This window comes from Pseudomonas sp. FG36, assembly GCF_057809275.1.
Genome location: NZ_JBMDJQ010000001.1, coordinates 116,742 through 131,663, shown reverse-complemented (window position 1 = coordinate 131,663; position 14,922 = coordinate 116,742). Strand labels below are relative to the sequence as shown.

General features: G+C 68.0%; 14 protein-coding genes. 8 read left to right on the top strand and 6 right to left on the bottom strand.

Translation table 11 applies throughout. The features are described 5' to 3' along the window. The first annotated feature begins 14 nt into the window (after positions 1-14). From glcD to pdxR, 5 genes are all read left to right on the top strand, one after another. On the top strand, positions 15-1,514 hold the full coding sequence (glcD, locus tag ACODS9_RS00585) for a glycolate oxidase subunit GlcD (protein WP_489092991.1): 1,500 nt from the start codon (positions 15-17) through the stop codon (positions 1,512-1,514). Beyond that, positions 1,514-2,560 (top strand): glycolate oxidase subunit GlcE, encoded by a 1,047-nt coding sequence (glcE, locus tag ACODS9_RS00580; protein ID WP_401105181.1) that lies wholly within the window; start codon positions 1,514-1,516, stop codon positions 2,558-2,560. The genes glcD and glcE overlap by 1 nt, the downstream gene beginning before the upstream one ends. 9 nt (positions 2,561-2,569) lie before the next feature. After that, on the top strand, positions 2,570-3,808 hold the full coding sequence (glcF, locus tag ACODS9_RS00575; RefSeq protein WP_401105179.1) for a glycolate oxidase subunit GlcF: 1,239 nt from the start codon (positions 2,570-2,572) through the stop codon (positions 3,806-3,808). 213 nt (positions 3,809-4,021) lie between these two features. After that, positions 4,022-4,360: a hypothetical protein gene (locus ACODS9_RS00570; protein WP_046855914.1), complete on the top strand. Its 339-nt coding sequence runs from the start codon at positions 4,022-4,024 to the stop codon at positions 4,358-4,360. 106 nt (positions 4,361-4,466) lie between these two features. Next, entirely contained in the window at positions 4,467-5,900 is a 1,434-nt protein-coding gene (pdxR, locus tag ACODS9_RS00565; RefSeq protein WP_214501551.1) for a MocR-like pyridoxine biosynthesis transcription factor PdxR, read from the top strand. On the opposite strand, the gene ACODS9_RS00560 is transcribed toward pdxR, so the two are convergent. Both ACODS9_RS00560 and ACODS9_RS00555 read right to left on the bottom strand, forming a co-directional pair. Further along, positions 5,893-7,086: a cyanate transporter gene (locus ACODS9_RS00560; protein WP_401105176.1), complete on the bottom strand. Its 1,194-nt coding sequence runs from the start codon at positions 7,084-7,086 to the stop codon at positions 5,893-5,895. The genes pdxR and ACODS9_RS00560 overlap by 8 nt on opposite strands. Next, positions 7,083-7,541 (bottom strand): nucleoside deaminase, encoded by a 459-nt coding sequence (locus ACODS9_RS00555; RefSeq protein ID WP_401105174.1) that lies wholly within the window; start codon positions 7,539-7,541, stop codon positions 7,083-7,085. The genes ACODS9_RS00560 and ACODS9_RS00555 overlap by 4 nt, the downstream gene beginning before the upstream one ends. A gap of 198 nt (positions 7,542-7,739) precedes the next feature. Here ACODS9_RS00555 and ACODS9_RS00550 point away from each other — a divergent pair, with 198 nt between their 5' ends. Next, complete coding sequence (locus ACODS9_RS00550) at positions 7,740-8,177, top strand: carboxymuconolactone decarboxylase family protein (RefSeq protein ID WP_038705936.1); 438 nt, start codon at positions 7,740-7,742, stop codon at positions 8,175-8,177. 50 nt (positions 8,178-8,227) lie between these two features. Here ACODS9_RS00550 and argE read toward each other — a convergent pair whose 3' ends face one another. Together argE and ACODS9_RS00540 are read right to left on the bottom strand one after the other, a co-directional pair. Then, entirely contained in the window at positions 8,228-9,388 is a 1,161-nt protein-coding gene (gene argE, locus ACODS9_RS00545; RefSeq protein ID WP_489092990.1) for an acetylornithine deacetylase, read from the bottom strand. Next, positions 9,381-10,058 (bottom strand): DUF1028 domain-containing protein, encoded by a 678-nt coding sequence (locus ACODS9_RS00540; protein ID WP_401105170.1) that lies wholly within the window; start codon positions 10,056-10,058, stop codon positions 9,381-9,383. The genes argE and ACODS9_RS00540 overlap by 8 nt, the downstream gene beginning before the upstream one ends. 256 nt (positions 10,059-10,314) lie before the next feature. Between ACODS9_RS00540 and ACODS9_RS00535 the strand changes: the two genes are divergently transcribed. Together ACODS9_RS00535 and ACODS9_RS00530 are read left to right on the top strand one after the other, a co-directional pair. Next, entirely contained in the window at positions 10,315-11,631 is a 1,317-nt protein-coding gene (locus ACODS9_RS00535) for a flavin-containing monooxygenase (RefSeq protein ID WP_489092989.1), read from the top strand. Continuing rightward, positions 11,631-12,047 (top strand): RidA family protein, encoded by a 417-nt coding sequence (locus ACODS9_RS00530; protein ID WP_023632135.1) that lies wholly within the window; start codon positions 11,631-11,633, stop codon positions 12,045-12,047. Before ACODS9_RS00535 ends, ACODS9_RS00530 begins: the two co-directional genes overlap by 1 nt. A gap of 95 nt (positions 12,048-12,142) precedes the next feature. On the opposite strand, the gene ACODS9_RS00525 is transcribed toward ACODS9_RS00530, so the two are convergent. After that, positions 12,143-13,030 (bottom strand): pirin family protein, encoded by an 888-nt coding sequence (locus ACODS9_RS00525; protein WP_489092988.1) that lies wholly within the window; start codon positions 13,028-13,030, stop codon positions 12,143-12,145. Positions 13,031-13,213: 183 nt separating this feature from the next. After that, entirely contained in the window at positions 13,214-14,851 is a 1,638-nt protein-coding gene (pgm, locus tag ACODS9_RS00520) for a phosphoglucomutase (alpha-D-glucose-1,6-bisphosphate-dependent) (RefSeq protein WP_489092987.1), read from the bottom strand. Positions 14,852-14,922 lie beyond the last annotated feature (71 nt).

The following is a 14,922-nucleotide window of genomic DNA, read 5'->3' as shown; positions in this document are numbered from 1 at the left end:
GTGCAGGAGCGCCCATGAACATCCTCTACGACGAACGTGTCGACGGCCCGCTGCCGCTCGTGGACAAGCCGGCGCTGCTGGCCGCCCTGCGCGAGGCCCTGCCCGACCTGGACATCCTGCACCGCAGTGAAGACCTCAAGCCCTATGAATGCGACGGCCTCTCGGCCTACCGCACCCTGCCCCTGCTGGTGGCACTGCCCGAGCGGCTGGAGCAGGTGCAGGCGCTGCTGCGGCTCTGCCACCAGCGCGGCGTGCCGGTGGTAGCACGCGGTGCCGGCACCGGCCTGTCGGGCGGCGCGTTGCCGCTGAGCCAGGGCATCCTGCTGGTGATGGCGCGCTTCAACCGCATCCTCGAAGTCAACCCGCAGGGTCGTTTCGCCAGGGTCCAGCCTGGCGTGCGCAACCTGGCGATTTCCCAGTCGGCGGCGCCCCACGGTTTGTACTACGCGCCGGATCCTTCCTCGCAGATAGCCTGCTCGATCGGCGGCAATGTCGCCGAGAATGCCGGCGGCGTGCACTGCCTGAAGTACGGGCTGACCGTGCACAACCTCCTGAAAGTGGAGATCCTCACCGTCGAGGGCGAGCGCATGACCCTCGGCAGTGACGCCCTGGACAGCCCCGGCTTCGACCTGCTGGCGCTGTTCACCGGCTCCGAAGGCATGCTCGGCATCGTCACCGAGGTCACCGTCAAGCTGCTGCCCAGGCCACAGGTAGCGCGGGTGCTGCTGGCCAGCTTCGCCAGCGTCGAGGACGCCGGGCGCGCGGTGGCCGATATCATCGCCGCCGGGATCATCCCGGCAGGCCTGGAGATGATGGACAACCTGGCGATCCGAGCGGCCGAGGCCTTCATCCACGCCGGCTACCCGGTGGACGCGGCGGCGATCCTGCTGTGCGAACTGGACGGGGTCGAGGCCGATGTGCACGACGACTGCGCCCGCGTCGATGCCGTGTTGCGCCAGGCCGGTGCCCGCGAGGTGCGCCAGGCCTGCGACGAAGCCGAGCGCGTGCGCTTCTGGGCCGGGCGCAAGAACGCCTTCCCGGCGGTGGGGCGCATTTCGCCGGACTACTACTGCATGGACGGCACCATCCCGCGGCGCGAGCTGCCGCGGGTGCTCGCTGGCATCAGCCAACTGTCCGAGACATACGGCCTGCGGGTCGCCAACGTGTTCCATGCCGGCGACGGCAACATGCACCCGCTGATCCTGTTCGACGCCAACCTGCCAGACGAGCTGGAACGCGCCGAAGCCCTCGGTGGCCGGATCCTCGAGTTGTGCGTGGCGGTGGGCGGCAGCATCACCGGCGAGCACGGCGTGGGCCGGGAGAAGATCAACCAGATGTGCGCCCAGTTCAACAGCGACGAGATCACCCTGTTCCACGCGGTCAAGGCCGCCTTCGACCCACGGGGCTTGCTCAACCCCGGCAAGAACATCCCCACCCTGCAGCGCTGCGCCGAGTTCGGCGCGCTGCATGTGCACCATGGGCAGTTGCCCTTCCCTGACCTGGAGCGTTTCTGATGGGCACGGATCTCAGCCAGCAGCTGCTGGAGCAGGTCAGCCAGGCGTTGCGCCAGGGCACCGCGCTGCGCATCCAGGGCGGCAACAGCAAGGCCATGCTTGGCCGCCCGGTGACCGGCGAGCTGGTCGATACCCGTGGGCACCGCGGTATCGTCAGCTATGACCCTACCGAACTGGTGCTCACCGCCCGCGCCGGCACGCCGCTGCGCGAGATCGAGGCGACGCTGCGTGAGGCCGGGCAGAGGCTGCCTTGCGAGCCGCCGCACCTGGGGCCCGAGGCGACGCTGGGCGGCATGGTCTCCGCCGGGCTTTCGGGGCCGCGCCGGCCCTGGGCAGGCGCGGTGCGCGACTATGTACTGGGCACCCGGCTGATCACCGGCCACGGCAAGCACCTGCGCTTTGGCGGCGAGGTGATGAAGAATGTCGCCGGCTTCGACGTATCGCGGCTGATGGTGGGCAGCTTCGGCTGCCTGGGGCTGCTCACCGAGGTTTCGTTGAAGGTGCTGCCCAGGCCGCGCCAGTGCCTGGGCCTGCGCCTGGAAATGGATGCCCGCCAGGCGCTGGCCAGGTTGGCCGAATGGGGCCAGCAGCCATTGCCGATCAGCGGCGCCAGTCACGACGGCGAGGCGCTGCACCTGCGCCTGGAGGGCGGCGAAGGCTCGGTGCGCTCGGCCCGCGAGCGCCTGGGCGGCGAAGTATTCGACCCGCGCTACTGGAGCGACCTGCGCGAGCAACGCCTGGCGTTCTTCAGCGCGCCGGCCACGCTGTGGCGGCTGTCCCTGCCCATCACCTGCGGCGTGCTCGAGCTGCCCGGGCAGCAGTTGATCGACTGGGGCGGCGCCCAGCGCTGGCTCAAGTCCGAGGCGCCGGCGGCCACCCTGCGCGCCCTGGTGGCCGAGGCCGGCGGCCATGCCACCGCCTACGCGCCCGGCGACGACAGCAGTGCGCCACTGGACCCGATGACGCTGCGCTACCACCAGGCGCTGAAGCGCCAACTCGACCCCCAGGGCATCTTCAACCCTGGCCGCCTGTATGCACACTTGTGAGGCCACGGCATGCAAACCCGACTGAGTGATTCCGCCCGCCACCTGGCCCGCGCCGACGAGGCCGAGCGCATCCTGCGGTCTTGCGTACATTGCGGCTTCTGCACCGCCACCTGCCCAACTTACCAGCTGCTCGGCGACGAGCTGGACGGCCCACGTGGGCGTATCTACCTGATCAAGCAGGTGCTCGAAGGCGAACCGGTCAGCGCCAGCACCCAGACGCACCTGGACCGTTGCCTGAGCTGTCGCAATTGCGAGACCAGTTGCCCCTCCGGGGTGCAGTACCATAACCTGCTCGACATCGGCCGCGCCGTGGTCGACCGCCAGGTACCGCGGCCTTTGGCCCAGCGCCTGCTGCGCAGTGGCTTGCGTGCGGTAGTGCCGAGGCCGGCGCTGTTCAGGGCCCTGCTGCACAGCGGCCTTGCCTTGCGCCCCCTGCTTGCGGCCAACCTCAAGGCCAAGCTGCCGCCGCCGATCGCCGCCGCCGGCCAGCGCCCGTCAGCAAGGCACGCTCGCCGCGTGTTGCTGCTTGAAGGTTGCGTGCAGCAGGCGCTCTCACCCAATACCAACGCCGCCACCGCACGCCTGCTCGACCGCCTCGGCATCAGTGTCGAACCGATAGCCGAGGCCGGTTGCTGCGGCGCCGTGGACTACCACCTGGATGCCCAGGCGCGCGGCCTGGAGCGTGCCCGACACAACATCGACGCCTGGTGGCCGGCCATCGAGGCCGGCGCCGAGGCCATCGTGCAGACTGCCAGCGGCTGCGGCGCATTCGTGCGCGACTATGGCCACCTGCTCGAAGGCGACCCGCGTTACGCCGCCAAGGCCGCCAAGGTCAGCGCGCTGTCCCGGGACCTGGTGCAGGTGCTGCAGGCCGAGCCGCTCGAACACCTGGGGCTGTGCGCCGAGCAGCGCCTGGCCTTCCACTGCCCGTGTACCCTGCAGCACGCCCTCAAGCTCGGCGGCGCGGTAGAAGGCCTGCTGACGCGCCTGGGCTTTCATCTCACCCCGGTGCCCGATGGCCACCTGTGCTGCGGCTCGGCCGGCACCTACTCGCTGACCCAGCCGACGCTGGCGCGGCAACTGCGCGATGAGCGTATCCATGCACTGGAGAGCGGCAGCCCACAGGTCATTGCCACGGCCAACATCGGTTGCCAGGTGCACCTTGCAAGCGCCGGGCGAACACCGGTGCGGCACTGGGTCGAGATCGTCGAGGCGGCGCTCGATGCCAAGCGCACTGCAACGCTGTAGCTCGTCTGACTGGGCATCAACGGCCTCGGCAACAGGTGCTGGAGCTGACGCGGATCAAGGCGATGTTCAACCTCCTGCCTGTATTTTCGGAACCCTCCTACCGAAAGCAAGGACGCTTCTTGATTGTTGCCACATCCGCGGCGAAACATCATCCGACCTGGAGACGTTACGGCCGCCCCGGCGCGGCCAACCCCATCCAGACGAGGCCATGCCATGCCCACACACGACCGCCCTACCCGCGAACTGCGCCATACCCTGCGCCAGTTGCTGGCCCATGAAGTCAGCAACCCCGATGACAACCCGCACCTGTCCGGTGTGCGCTTCTTCTGCGCCACCGACGAGCACACCCGCCAACTGATCGAGCGCGTCGAGCTGCTCGCCAGCGAGGCCTTCTTCGACGCCAAGGGCCGCGCCATCCCCGCCCGCATGCGCGAGGCCACGGTGGATGGCGTATGCATCAAGCAGAAACGCAAGGCCTGCGACGACGAAACGGTGATCCGCATCGCGCTGCCCGCAAAAGGCTACATCACCATCAGTACCGCCCGCCTGTGAACACCCGCTGCCTGCAGGCGCGAGGCTGGCTCGCGCCTGCGGCCCTTGCGGCTTTGCTGATAAACCCCGAAGCTTCTACATCCCTGCGCTTCGGACCCTTCCCACGATGGAACTGCACATCCGCCTCGAAGGCCGCAAAGGCCTTGCCGAGCAGCTCTACCGGCAACTGCGCGCCGGCATCGACAGCGGCCACCTTGCCGCTGGCACGCAACTGCCGCCCACCCGCCTGCTGGCCGAACAGCTGGGGGTCTCGCGCAAGACCGTGGCCGAAGCCTATTCGCGCCTGACCTACGACAACCTGCTCAGCGGCGTGGTTGGCCGCGGCACCTTCATCACCCCACGCCACACCTTGCGCCAGGGCGACAGCGAGCACATCCCACTGGCCGCCGCCGACACCCTCGAAGGCTGGCGCCAGCGCGCCACGGTACTGGCCCAGCGGGCGCTGGACGCGCCTTCGCGCTATGACTTCATCGGCGGCGCCTCGAGCAAATCGCAGTTTCCCTACGATCAGTGGCGCAGTTGCATGAACTACGCCCTGCGCCGCAGCCAGCGGCACCCCGAGCGGCAGTTTTCCGCCCAGGGGCTGCCCGAACTGCGCGAGGCCATCACCCATCACATCGCCTTCACCCGCGGCATCCAGTGCGCGCCCAGCGATGTGCTGGTGTGCAACGGCGCCCAGCAGGCCCTGGACCTGATCGCCCGGGTGCTGGTCGAGCCCGGCTGCAAGGTGGCCATGGAAGACCCGGGCTACCCACCGGCCCGGCAGTTGTTCCAGGCGTTGGGTGCGCGCCTGCAGTCAGTGCCGGTGGACGACCAGGGATTGTGCGTGGAGCAGATCGAGGATGGCACCCGGCTGATCTACGTGACCCCCTCGCACCAGTTCCCGCTGGGCATGCCCATGGCCGCGCCACGGCGCGAGGCGCTGCTGGCGCGGGCCGCCGAGCTTGGCGCGCTGATCATCGAGGATGACTACGACTGCGAGTTCCGCTACCAGGGGCCGGCCGCAGAGGCCCTGCAACGCATGGACCGGCATGGCCTGGTGGCGTATGTCGGGACGTTCTCCAAGACTCTGCTGTCCGAACTGCGCCTGGGCTACGCGGTGCTGCCGCCCGCCGTGCTGCAGGCCGCCTGCGTGGCCAAGCACCTGAGCGACTGGCACAGCCCGACCCTGCAGCAATGGGCGCTGGCGCGGTTCCTCGCCGAAGGCCACCTGAACAAGCACATCCGCCGTTGCCACGAGGTGTACAGCGCACGCCGCGAGCGGATCCTGGCGCGGCTGGGCGGCGACCTGGCGCCGTGGTTCGACGCGGTACCGACCAGCGCCGGCTTCCACCTGAGCGCGCTGGCCAAGCCGGGGGTGGATGTCGAGTTGCTGATCAGCCTGGCGCGCAAGGTGGAGGTGGGCCTCTACTCCCTCGCGCCGTTCTTCAGCGAAGCCCCGGTGCGGCCGGGGCTGCTGCTGGGCTTTGGCGCCATCGAGCTGCTGGATATCGACCCGGCGCTGGACCGCGTCGCCGACACCCTGCAGCGCCTCAGTTGACCAGCGCTTCAGCGGGCTGCCGGCCACGCGCAATCGCCCTGGCGTAGCCCTGCGGCGCAAAGCACGCGGTTACCAGCAACATCGCCAGCACGGTGCAGGCCAGCAGGGTCCAGGAGGCCTGGAAGTCGCCGCTGACATCGCGCAGCCAGCCTGTGATGTACGGCACGATGCCGGTGACGATGAAGCCCACGCCCTGGACGAATGCCGCCAGGCTGCCGGCTTCGCCGGGGCTGCGCAGGTGCTCCAGGGTCAGCGTCAGGCTGAGGCTGAAACAGGCCCCCAGACCCAGGCCGATCATTGCCACCCACAGGCCCATGGCGCTGGCCGGCGCCAGCAGCAGGCCGAGGAAGCCCCCGAGCTGGATCAGCAAGGCCAGCCACAGGCCGGGCCGGCGATCGACCAGGCGCCGCAGCAGCAATGGCAGGCCCAGGGCACCGCAGACCTGGAAGATGGTCATCAGGCCGACCAACTCGCCGCCCCCCTGTGCCGTGCCGCCGTGCTCCAGGTGATAGGCCGGCAGCCACGCCACCATGCTGGTATAGCCGCCATTGATCAGCCCGAAGTACAACGCCAGCAGCCAGGCCCTGCGGTTGCCGAACCAGTGCCCGCCACTACCGGCGGCCAGGCTTGGCGTGTGCTGGCGCGGACGCAGCAGTACCCAGGCCGCCATTGCCAGCAGCGCCGGCAGTGCCCAGAGGCCCAGGCCGAACTGCCAATGGCCGAAGTGTGCGGCAATCCCAGGGCCGAGCACCGCGGCCAAACCACCACCGCTCATCAACGCCGCCGAATACAGCCCCATGCTCGCCGCCAGGCGGTTGGGGAACCAGCGGTTGACCAGCCCCGGCATCATGCCCTGCACCACGGCAACGCCCAAGCCGGCAACCACGGCGCTGGCGATCAACGCCCAGGCGCTGTCCAGCTGCAGGCGCCACAGGCAGGCCAGGGCAATGGCCGCAAGCCCCGCGAGCATGCCGCCATGCTCGCTCAGCCAGCGGCGCAGCCAGGGTTGCAACAACGGGATCAGGCCCATGCACAGCACCGGCAGCGCGGTCAGCAACGCCGCCTGCTGGTAACCCAGGCCGGTGCCCTGGCGCATGGGTTCGAGCAAAGGGCCGATGCTGGTGAGGATCGGCCGCAGGTTCAGCGCCAGCAGCACCACCAGCAACAGGTTCAGCGCGCCCCTCATCCTTGGCTGGCCTGCTGCCATTCACGGTACAGGCCGCTCTCACCCGTGGGTTTCAGCGGGCGCAGGGGCAGGCTCTGCTGCTGCGGCGGGCGGGCCATCTGCGCATACACCGGGGCGGTGGACAGGCCATAGGGCTCGCCTTCGTCGTTGTCGTAGGCGAACCAGGCTCGCTCGATGCCACACAGGTGCATGGCTGCCAGGCACATCGGGCACGGGTGGCCGCTGGCATAGATCTCGGCGCCCTCCAGGCGTGGCCGGCCAAGGACCTGGGCAGCCTGGCGGATGGCCTGCATCTCGGCGTGGCTGGTCGGGTCCTGGGTGCTGTGGATCTCGTTGACGGCGCGGGCGATCACCTGCCCCTGGTAGACCAGCACGGCGCCGAACGGGCGGCCGCCGGCCTGGATATTGGCGCGGGCCAGCTCGAGGGCCTCGCGCATGTAGCGATCTGCGGACATGAAACGGTTCTCCGGTATTGACCCGGCCATTATCCCGGCTGCGACGTCTCGACAGAAATGAAGAGATTGGATGCCTGTCAGTGGCCATCCGAATGCGCGATTGGCCTCCTGGCAAAGCGCGGGATTGGCTATTCGGCACGACGCGGCCGGGCGCTAAGGTAGTGCCACTTGCCACCTGTACATCTTTGGAGCCTCACCATGCATGACCGTATCGAATGGGCCAAGCACTCGCCGGAAGCCTACAAGGCCATGATCGGCCTCGAACAGGCGCTGGTCGCCTCGGGCCTGGAACACTCACTGCTGGAGCTGATCCGTCTGCGCGCCTCGCAGGTCAATGGCTGCGCCTACTGCGTCAACATGCACGCCAACGATGCGCGCAAGGCCGGTGAAACCGAGGCGCGCCTGCAGACCCTGAGCGTCTGGCGCGAGACACGCTACTTCACCCCACGCGAACGTGCCGCCCTGGCCTGGGTCGAGAGCCTGACCCGCCTCCCGGAGCGCGGTGCGCCGCAAGACGAGTACCAGGCGTTGCTCGAGCACTTCAGCGCCAAGGAAATCGCCAACTTGACCCTGGCCATCGCCACCATCAATGCCTGGAACCGCTTCGGCGTGGGCTTTGCGATGGTGCCGGCGTAACCGTAATCAGGTTTCCCGCCCTGGCTGGGGCGGGCTTGCACCGCGATCCATCATGCCTGCGCCAGGTACTCGACCAGGCGCCGCAGCATCGCGTCACAGCCACGCAACTGCTCGACGCTGACGAACTCATCGGGCTTGTGCCCCTGCTCCATGCTCCCCGGCCCGCAAACCACGGTGGGAATCCCCGCCTGGTCGAACAACCCGCCCTCGGTGCCGAACGCCACCGTGCCGAAGTCATCCGAGCCACTGAGCAACGCCACCAGTTGCGCGGCCTCGCTGGCGGCAGGCGTGGCCAGCCCCGGGTAGGCGCTCAACGACCGCAAGCGAATCGCGCTGGCCGCATTGACGGCGCGCATGCGCGGCAGCAGCTCGGCCTCGGCGTAGGTCTGCAGCTGGTCTGCCACCACCTGGGCCTCGAAGCCCGGCAAGGCGCGTACTTCGAAATCGAACTCGCACTCCTCGGGAACGATGTTCAACGCCCTCCCGCCCTTGATCACCCCGGTCTGCACCGTGGAGAACGGTGGGTCGAAGCGCCCGTCGTGATGTTCGGGATGCGCCAGCTCATCACCAATCTCGCCCAGCTTGCCGATCAACCGCGCCGCGTACTCGATGGCATTGACGCCATAGGGGGCATAGGCCGAATGGCAGGCGGCACCGTGCACCTCGCAGCGCATGGCCAGCTTGCCCTTGTGCCCGAGCACCGGCTTGAGCTCGGTGGGCTCGCCGATCAGGCACAGGCGCGGCTTGTGCGGGCGCCGCGCCAACGCCGCCAACATCGAACGCACGCCCAGGCAGCCGACTTCCTCGTCGTAGGAGAACGCCAGGTGCACCGGCATCCTCAGGGGTTGGGCGAGAAACGCCGGTACCGCCGCCAGCACCGAGGCGATGAAGCCCTTCATGTCGGCCGTGCCGCGGCCATACAGGCGCCCGTCGCGCTCGCTCAGGCGAAACGGCTCGACGCTCCAGGCCTGGCCGTCGACCGGCACCACGTCGGTGTGCCCGGACAGCACCACGCCGCCCCGGTCAAGCGGGCCTATCGTGGCGAACAGGTTGGCCTTGGTGCCTTCGTCGTTGTGGAACAGCTCGCTGTGAACGCCAAACCCGGCTAGATAATCGCGAATGAAGGCGATCAGCTCCAGATTGGAATCTCGGCTCACGGTGGCGAAACCGACCAGTCGCTCCAGCAGCGCGCGGCTGCTGGTCTCACTCATCACCGGGCACTCCGTAGCTGGGCGCGGCGGTCGGGTTCAGGGCGCGGGTCACATAGTCCTGCATCTGCGGACGATAGGCTTGCCACAGGGTGTCCAGTTCAGCGATCGGGTCCTGCTCTGTCCAGTCCACCCGCAGGTCCACCAGCGGCCAGGTCAGCTCGCCAGCGATCTTCAGCGCCGCCGAATGCACCGGCCCCGCCTCGCCCCCGGCCGCCATCGCCGCGTGCATGGCCGCCAGCAGGCGGTCGGCCAGGTGGCCGCCGGCCTGCTCGAATGCCGTGACCATGGCCGCGATCACCGCCTGCGACGACAGCAGGTTGCCGGCCGCCGCGCATTGCTCACCGGCCACCGCATTGTGCGTGCCCAGCGCTTCCTTGCCGGTGAACAGCGCCACCTGCCCGTGGCTGTCGATCACCGTGACCTGGCGGTACTCGATCCAGCCATTGGCACTCAGCACCCGGTCCAGCGCCGCGGCAGGCGGCAGCTGGCCTTGCTCCAGGGCATCGAGGATCTGCGGGCCGAGGGCCGGCAGGGTGATGTTCTGCGTGGCCACGGCACCGACCCCGGCGCGCACCCACGGGCAACGGGCGCCGACGGCGATGCTCGATGAACTGATGGCGATGCCGACCTGGCCGGTTTCCTGGCAGCGGCCGATGATGGAGAAGGTCATGATGCAGCTCCTGTGTTGAGTTACCGGCATTCTCGGCGGGCCAAGGCAGCGGCGAAACCAACATTTTCCTCGGCACAGGGCAGGAAAAAACTATGGCGGCTCGGCGCGCAGCGGTGCCCATCCACCCTTCGCCAATTTATCGGCAAGCCCCAGCTAAATACTATTTTCGCGATTGCCCCCCCATCCCTAGTCTGGCCCCAGGCAAAGGCGGTCCCCACCGACCTGAACAAGAACGCCGCTGAAGAAGGGCTGGGACATGACACTGAACAACATCGAAATCGACACCCTCGTAGTCGGCGCCGGCCAGGCCGGCGTGGCCATGAGCGAACACCTGAGCAAGCTCGGCGTGCCGCACCTGGTGCTGGAGCGCAAGCGCATCGCCGAGGCCTGGCGCACCGGCCGCTGGGATTCGCTGGTGGCCAACGGGCCGGCCTGGCACGACCGCTTCCCGGGCCTTGAATTCGACCTCGACGCCGACGCCTTCGCCGGCAAGGACCAGGTCGCCGACTACTTCGAGCAGTACGTGCGCAAGTACAACCTGCCGGTGCGCACCGGTGTCGAGGTCAGGCAGGTGGTACGCAACGCCGACCGCCCGGGCTTTACCATCGAAACCAACCAGGGCGTGATCCGCGCCAACCGCGTGGTGGCCGCCACCGGCCCGTTCCAGCGCCCGGTGATCCCGGCCATCGCGCCAAAGGACGACGGCCTGCACCAGATTCACTCCGCCGCCTACTACAACCCCGAGCAACTGCCTGAAGGCGCGGTGCTGGTGGTGGGCGCCGGCTCCTCCGGCGTGCAGATCGCCGAGGAGCTGATGCGCGCCGGGCGCCAGGTGTACCTGTCGGTGGGCGCCCACGACCGCCCGCCACGCAGCTACCGCAACCGTGACTTCTGCTGGTGGCTCGGCGTGCTCGGCGAATGGGATGCCGAGATCGCCAAGCCCGGCCGCGAGCACGTGACCATCGCCGTGTCCGGTGCCCGTGGCGGCCATACCGTGGACTTCCGCGCCCTCGCCCACCAGGGCATGACCCTGGTCGGCCTGACCCAGTCGTTCGAGGGCGGCGTGGCGCGCTTCCAGGACAACCTGGCCGAGAACATCAACCGCGGCGACGAGAACTACCTGGCCCTGCTGGACGCCGCCGACGCCTATGTCGAACGCAACGGCCTGGACCTGCCGCCAGAGCCCGAAGCGCGCAGGCGCCTGCCCGACCCGGCCTGTGTCAGCAACCCGCTGCGCGAGCTGGACCTGGCCCAGGCCAACGTCACCACCATCATCTGGGCCACCGGCTACGGCGTGGATTTCAGCTGGCTGCAGGTGGACGCCTTCGACGCCAACGGCAAGCCGCAGCACCAGCGTGGCGTGTCGAAAGAACCAGGCGTGTACTTCCTCGGCCTGCCCTGGTTGTCACGCCGTGGCTCGTCGTTCATCTGGGGCGTGTGGCACGACGCCAAGCACGTCGCCGGTCACATCGCCACCCAGCGCACCTACCTGGCCTACCGCGACCGCGAACAGCGCACGGCGGATGAGCAGCAACCCTCGATCAGCAACGTCAGCACCTTCGGAGCCCACTGATGCCTACTCACACTCGCATCCGCATGTTCAACACCAAGGCCACCTACCCCAACCAGACCCTGGACAACGACCTGTGCCAGGCGGTGCGCGCCGGCAACACCATCTACGTGCGCGGGCAGGTCGGCACCGATTTCGAAGGCCGCCTGGTCGGCCTGGGCGACCCGCAGGCGCAGGCCGAACAGGCGATGAAGAACGTCAAGCAGTTGCTTGAAGAGGCAGGCTCGGACCTGTCGCATATCGTCAAGACCACCACCTACATCACCGACCCGCGCTTCCGCGAGCCGGTGTACAAGGAAGTGGGCAAGTGGCTCAAGGGCGTGTTCCCGATTTCCACCGGGCTGGTGGTGGCAGGATTGGCGCAGGCCGAGTGGCTGATGGAGATCGATGTGATCGCGGTGGTGCCGGATCAGCTGTGATCTTCTGAAAAAGCAATCGCCGGCAAGCCGGCTCCCACAGGGATAGCACAGATCCTGTGGGAGCCGGCTTGCCGGCGATTGGAGTCAACGCTTTGTCATTGTCGGACGCCGCGCTCGGTACCTCCCATCTGCCCAAACCGCCCGGCCTGGAAATCATCGAACGATTCGGCGATCTCGGCCTGGCTGTTCATCACGAACGGGCCATACCCGACGATGGGCTCGTCGATCGGCTCGCCGCTGAGCAGCAGCACGCTGACGTCATCCAGCGCCTCGAGGCGCACACCGTCGCCGTCGCGCTCCAGCAATACCAGGCTGGCCGCACCGGCTTCGCGCTCATCGTTGACCCGCAGCGTGCCACGCAGCACCACCAGCGCGGCATTGCGCCCGGCGGCCACCGGCAGTTGCAGCGTGGCACCCGCCTTCAGGCGCAGGTCCCAGACGTCCATCTCGGTAAAGGTGCGCGCCGGTCCCTGCTGGTCAAGGTAACGCCCGGCGATTACCCGCAGGCTGCCCGCCTCGCCTTCCAGCTTTACCACGGGAATGTCGTTGGCCAACAGCGTCTGGTAGCCCGCTGCGGCGCGCTTGTCCCTGGCCGGCAGGTTGACCCACAGCTGCACCATCTCCAGCGTGCCACCGCTACGGGCAAAGGCCGGGGAATGGAACTCCTCGTGGATGATGCCGCCCGCGGCGGTCATCCATTGCACGTCGCCCGGGCCGATCAGCCCGCCCGCACCAGTGGAGTCGCGGTGCTCCAGTTCGCCCTGGTAGACGATGGTGACGGTCTCGAAACCGCGGTGCGGGTGCTGGCCGACGCCACGCCGGGCAGTGGTCGGGGCGAAGTCATGCGGGCCGGCATAATCCAGCAGCAGGAACGGGCTGATATGCCGCGCCAGATGGTCGTAGGTGAACAGGCTGCGCACCGGGAAGCCGTCGCCCACCCAGTGGGCGTTGGGGCTGCGGTGGATACCCTGGATCTTTTTCATGAGAAGCCTCCTGTTGATGGATTACACCTTACAGATGAGGCCAATACTGCGGTAGATAGCTGAAATGGCATGGATCGTTCCATCAGTGGAACAACCAAACGCATCGCGGGGCAAACCCGCTGCCACGCCTGAACGAAGCAGGCAGTGACAGCAGGCTTGCCCCGCGATGCGTATCAGCGTCGATCAGGCGATCGCCGCGTCCACCAGCACTTGGGCTTCGGCCACCAGGCGCTTGAGGTGCGCCTCGTCGATGAAGCTTTCGGCGTAGATCTTGTAGATATCCTCGGTACCGGACGGCCGCGCGGCGAACCAGCCGTTCGCGGTCATCACTTTCAGGCCGCCGATAGCCTGGTTGTTACCCGGCGCATGGCTGAGGATCTGCTGGATCGGCTCGCCGGCAAGCTCGGTGGACTTGACCTGCTCCGGCGCCAGCTTGCTCAGCAGCGCCTTCTGCCGCGCGTCGGCCTTGGCCTCGACGCGGGTGGCGTACGGCTTGCCCAGCTTGGCGGTCAGGTCGGCGTAGATCTTGCTCGGGTTGCGCCCGGTGCGGGCGGTCATCTCGGCCGCCAGCAGCGCCGGAATCAGGCCGTCCTTGTCGGTGGCCCAGACCGAGCCGTCCTTGCGCAGGAACGAGGCGCCGGCACTCTCTTCGCCACCGAAGCCCAGCGAACCGTCGAACAGGCCCTGGGCGAAGAACTTGAAGCCAACCGGCACTTCATACAGCTCACGGCCCAGGCCCGCGGTGACGCGGTCGATCAGGCCACTGGAAACCACGGTCTTGCCCACGGCGGCATCACTGCGCCATTGCGGGCGGTTGCGGTACAGGTAGTCGATGGCCACGGCCAGGTAGTTGTTCGGCTGCAGCAGGCCGTCGGCGGTGACGATGCCGTGGCGGTCGTGGTCCGGGTCGCAGGCGAAGGCCACGTCGAACCGCTCGCGCAGGCCGATCAGGCCCTGCATGGCGTAAGGCGAGGACGGGTCCATGCGGATCTGCCCGTCCCAGTCGACGGTCATGAAACGGAAGGTCGGATCGACCTCGGTGTTCACCACTTCCAGGTTCAGTTGGTAATGCTCGGCGATGGCCGACCAGTAGCGCACGCCGGCACCGCCCAATGGGTCGACGCCCAGGCGCAGGTTGGCGCTGCGGATCACGTCGAAGTCGATGACGTTTTCCAGGTCGGCGACATAGCTGCTCACGTAGTCGTGGCGCTGGGTAGTCGGCGCCGCCAGCGCCTGCTGGTAGTCCATGCGCTTGACGCCAGCCAGGTTCGCCGCCAGCAGCTCGTTGGCCTTGGCCTCGATCCACTTGGTCACGTCGCTGTCGGCCGGGCCGCCGTTGGGCGGGTTGTACTTGAAGCCGCCGCTCTGCGGCGGGTTGTGCGACGGGGTGATGACGATGCCGTCGGCCAGGCCCTGCTGGCGGCCACGGTTGTAGCAGAGGATGGCATGGGACACCGCCGGGGTCGGGGTGTACTCGTCGTCCTTGCTCAACATCACCTGCACGCCATTGGCGGCCAGCACTTCCAGGGCGCTGGCGGCGGCCGGGGCGGACAACGCGTGGGTGTCGGCACCGATGAACAACGGGCCGTCGATGCCTTTCTCCTGGCGATACAGGCAGATGGCCTGGGTGATCGCCAGCACGTGGTATTCGTTGAAGCTCAGTTCGAACGAAGTGCCGCGGTGGCCCGAGGTGCCGAAGGCCACGCGCTGGGCCGCCACTGCGGCGTCGGGACGGCCGGTGTAGTAAGCGGTCAACAGGCGGGGGATATCGACCAGCACGCTGGCCGGAGCCGGCTTGCCTGCCAAAGGACTGAGCGTCATGCGGAACCTCGAAATCAACGGATGTTGGTGTTGGAACGCGCAGTGTACTGGGAGTTTCAGCGCCAGGCGAT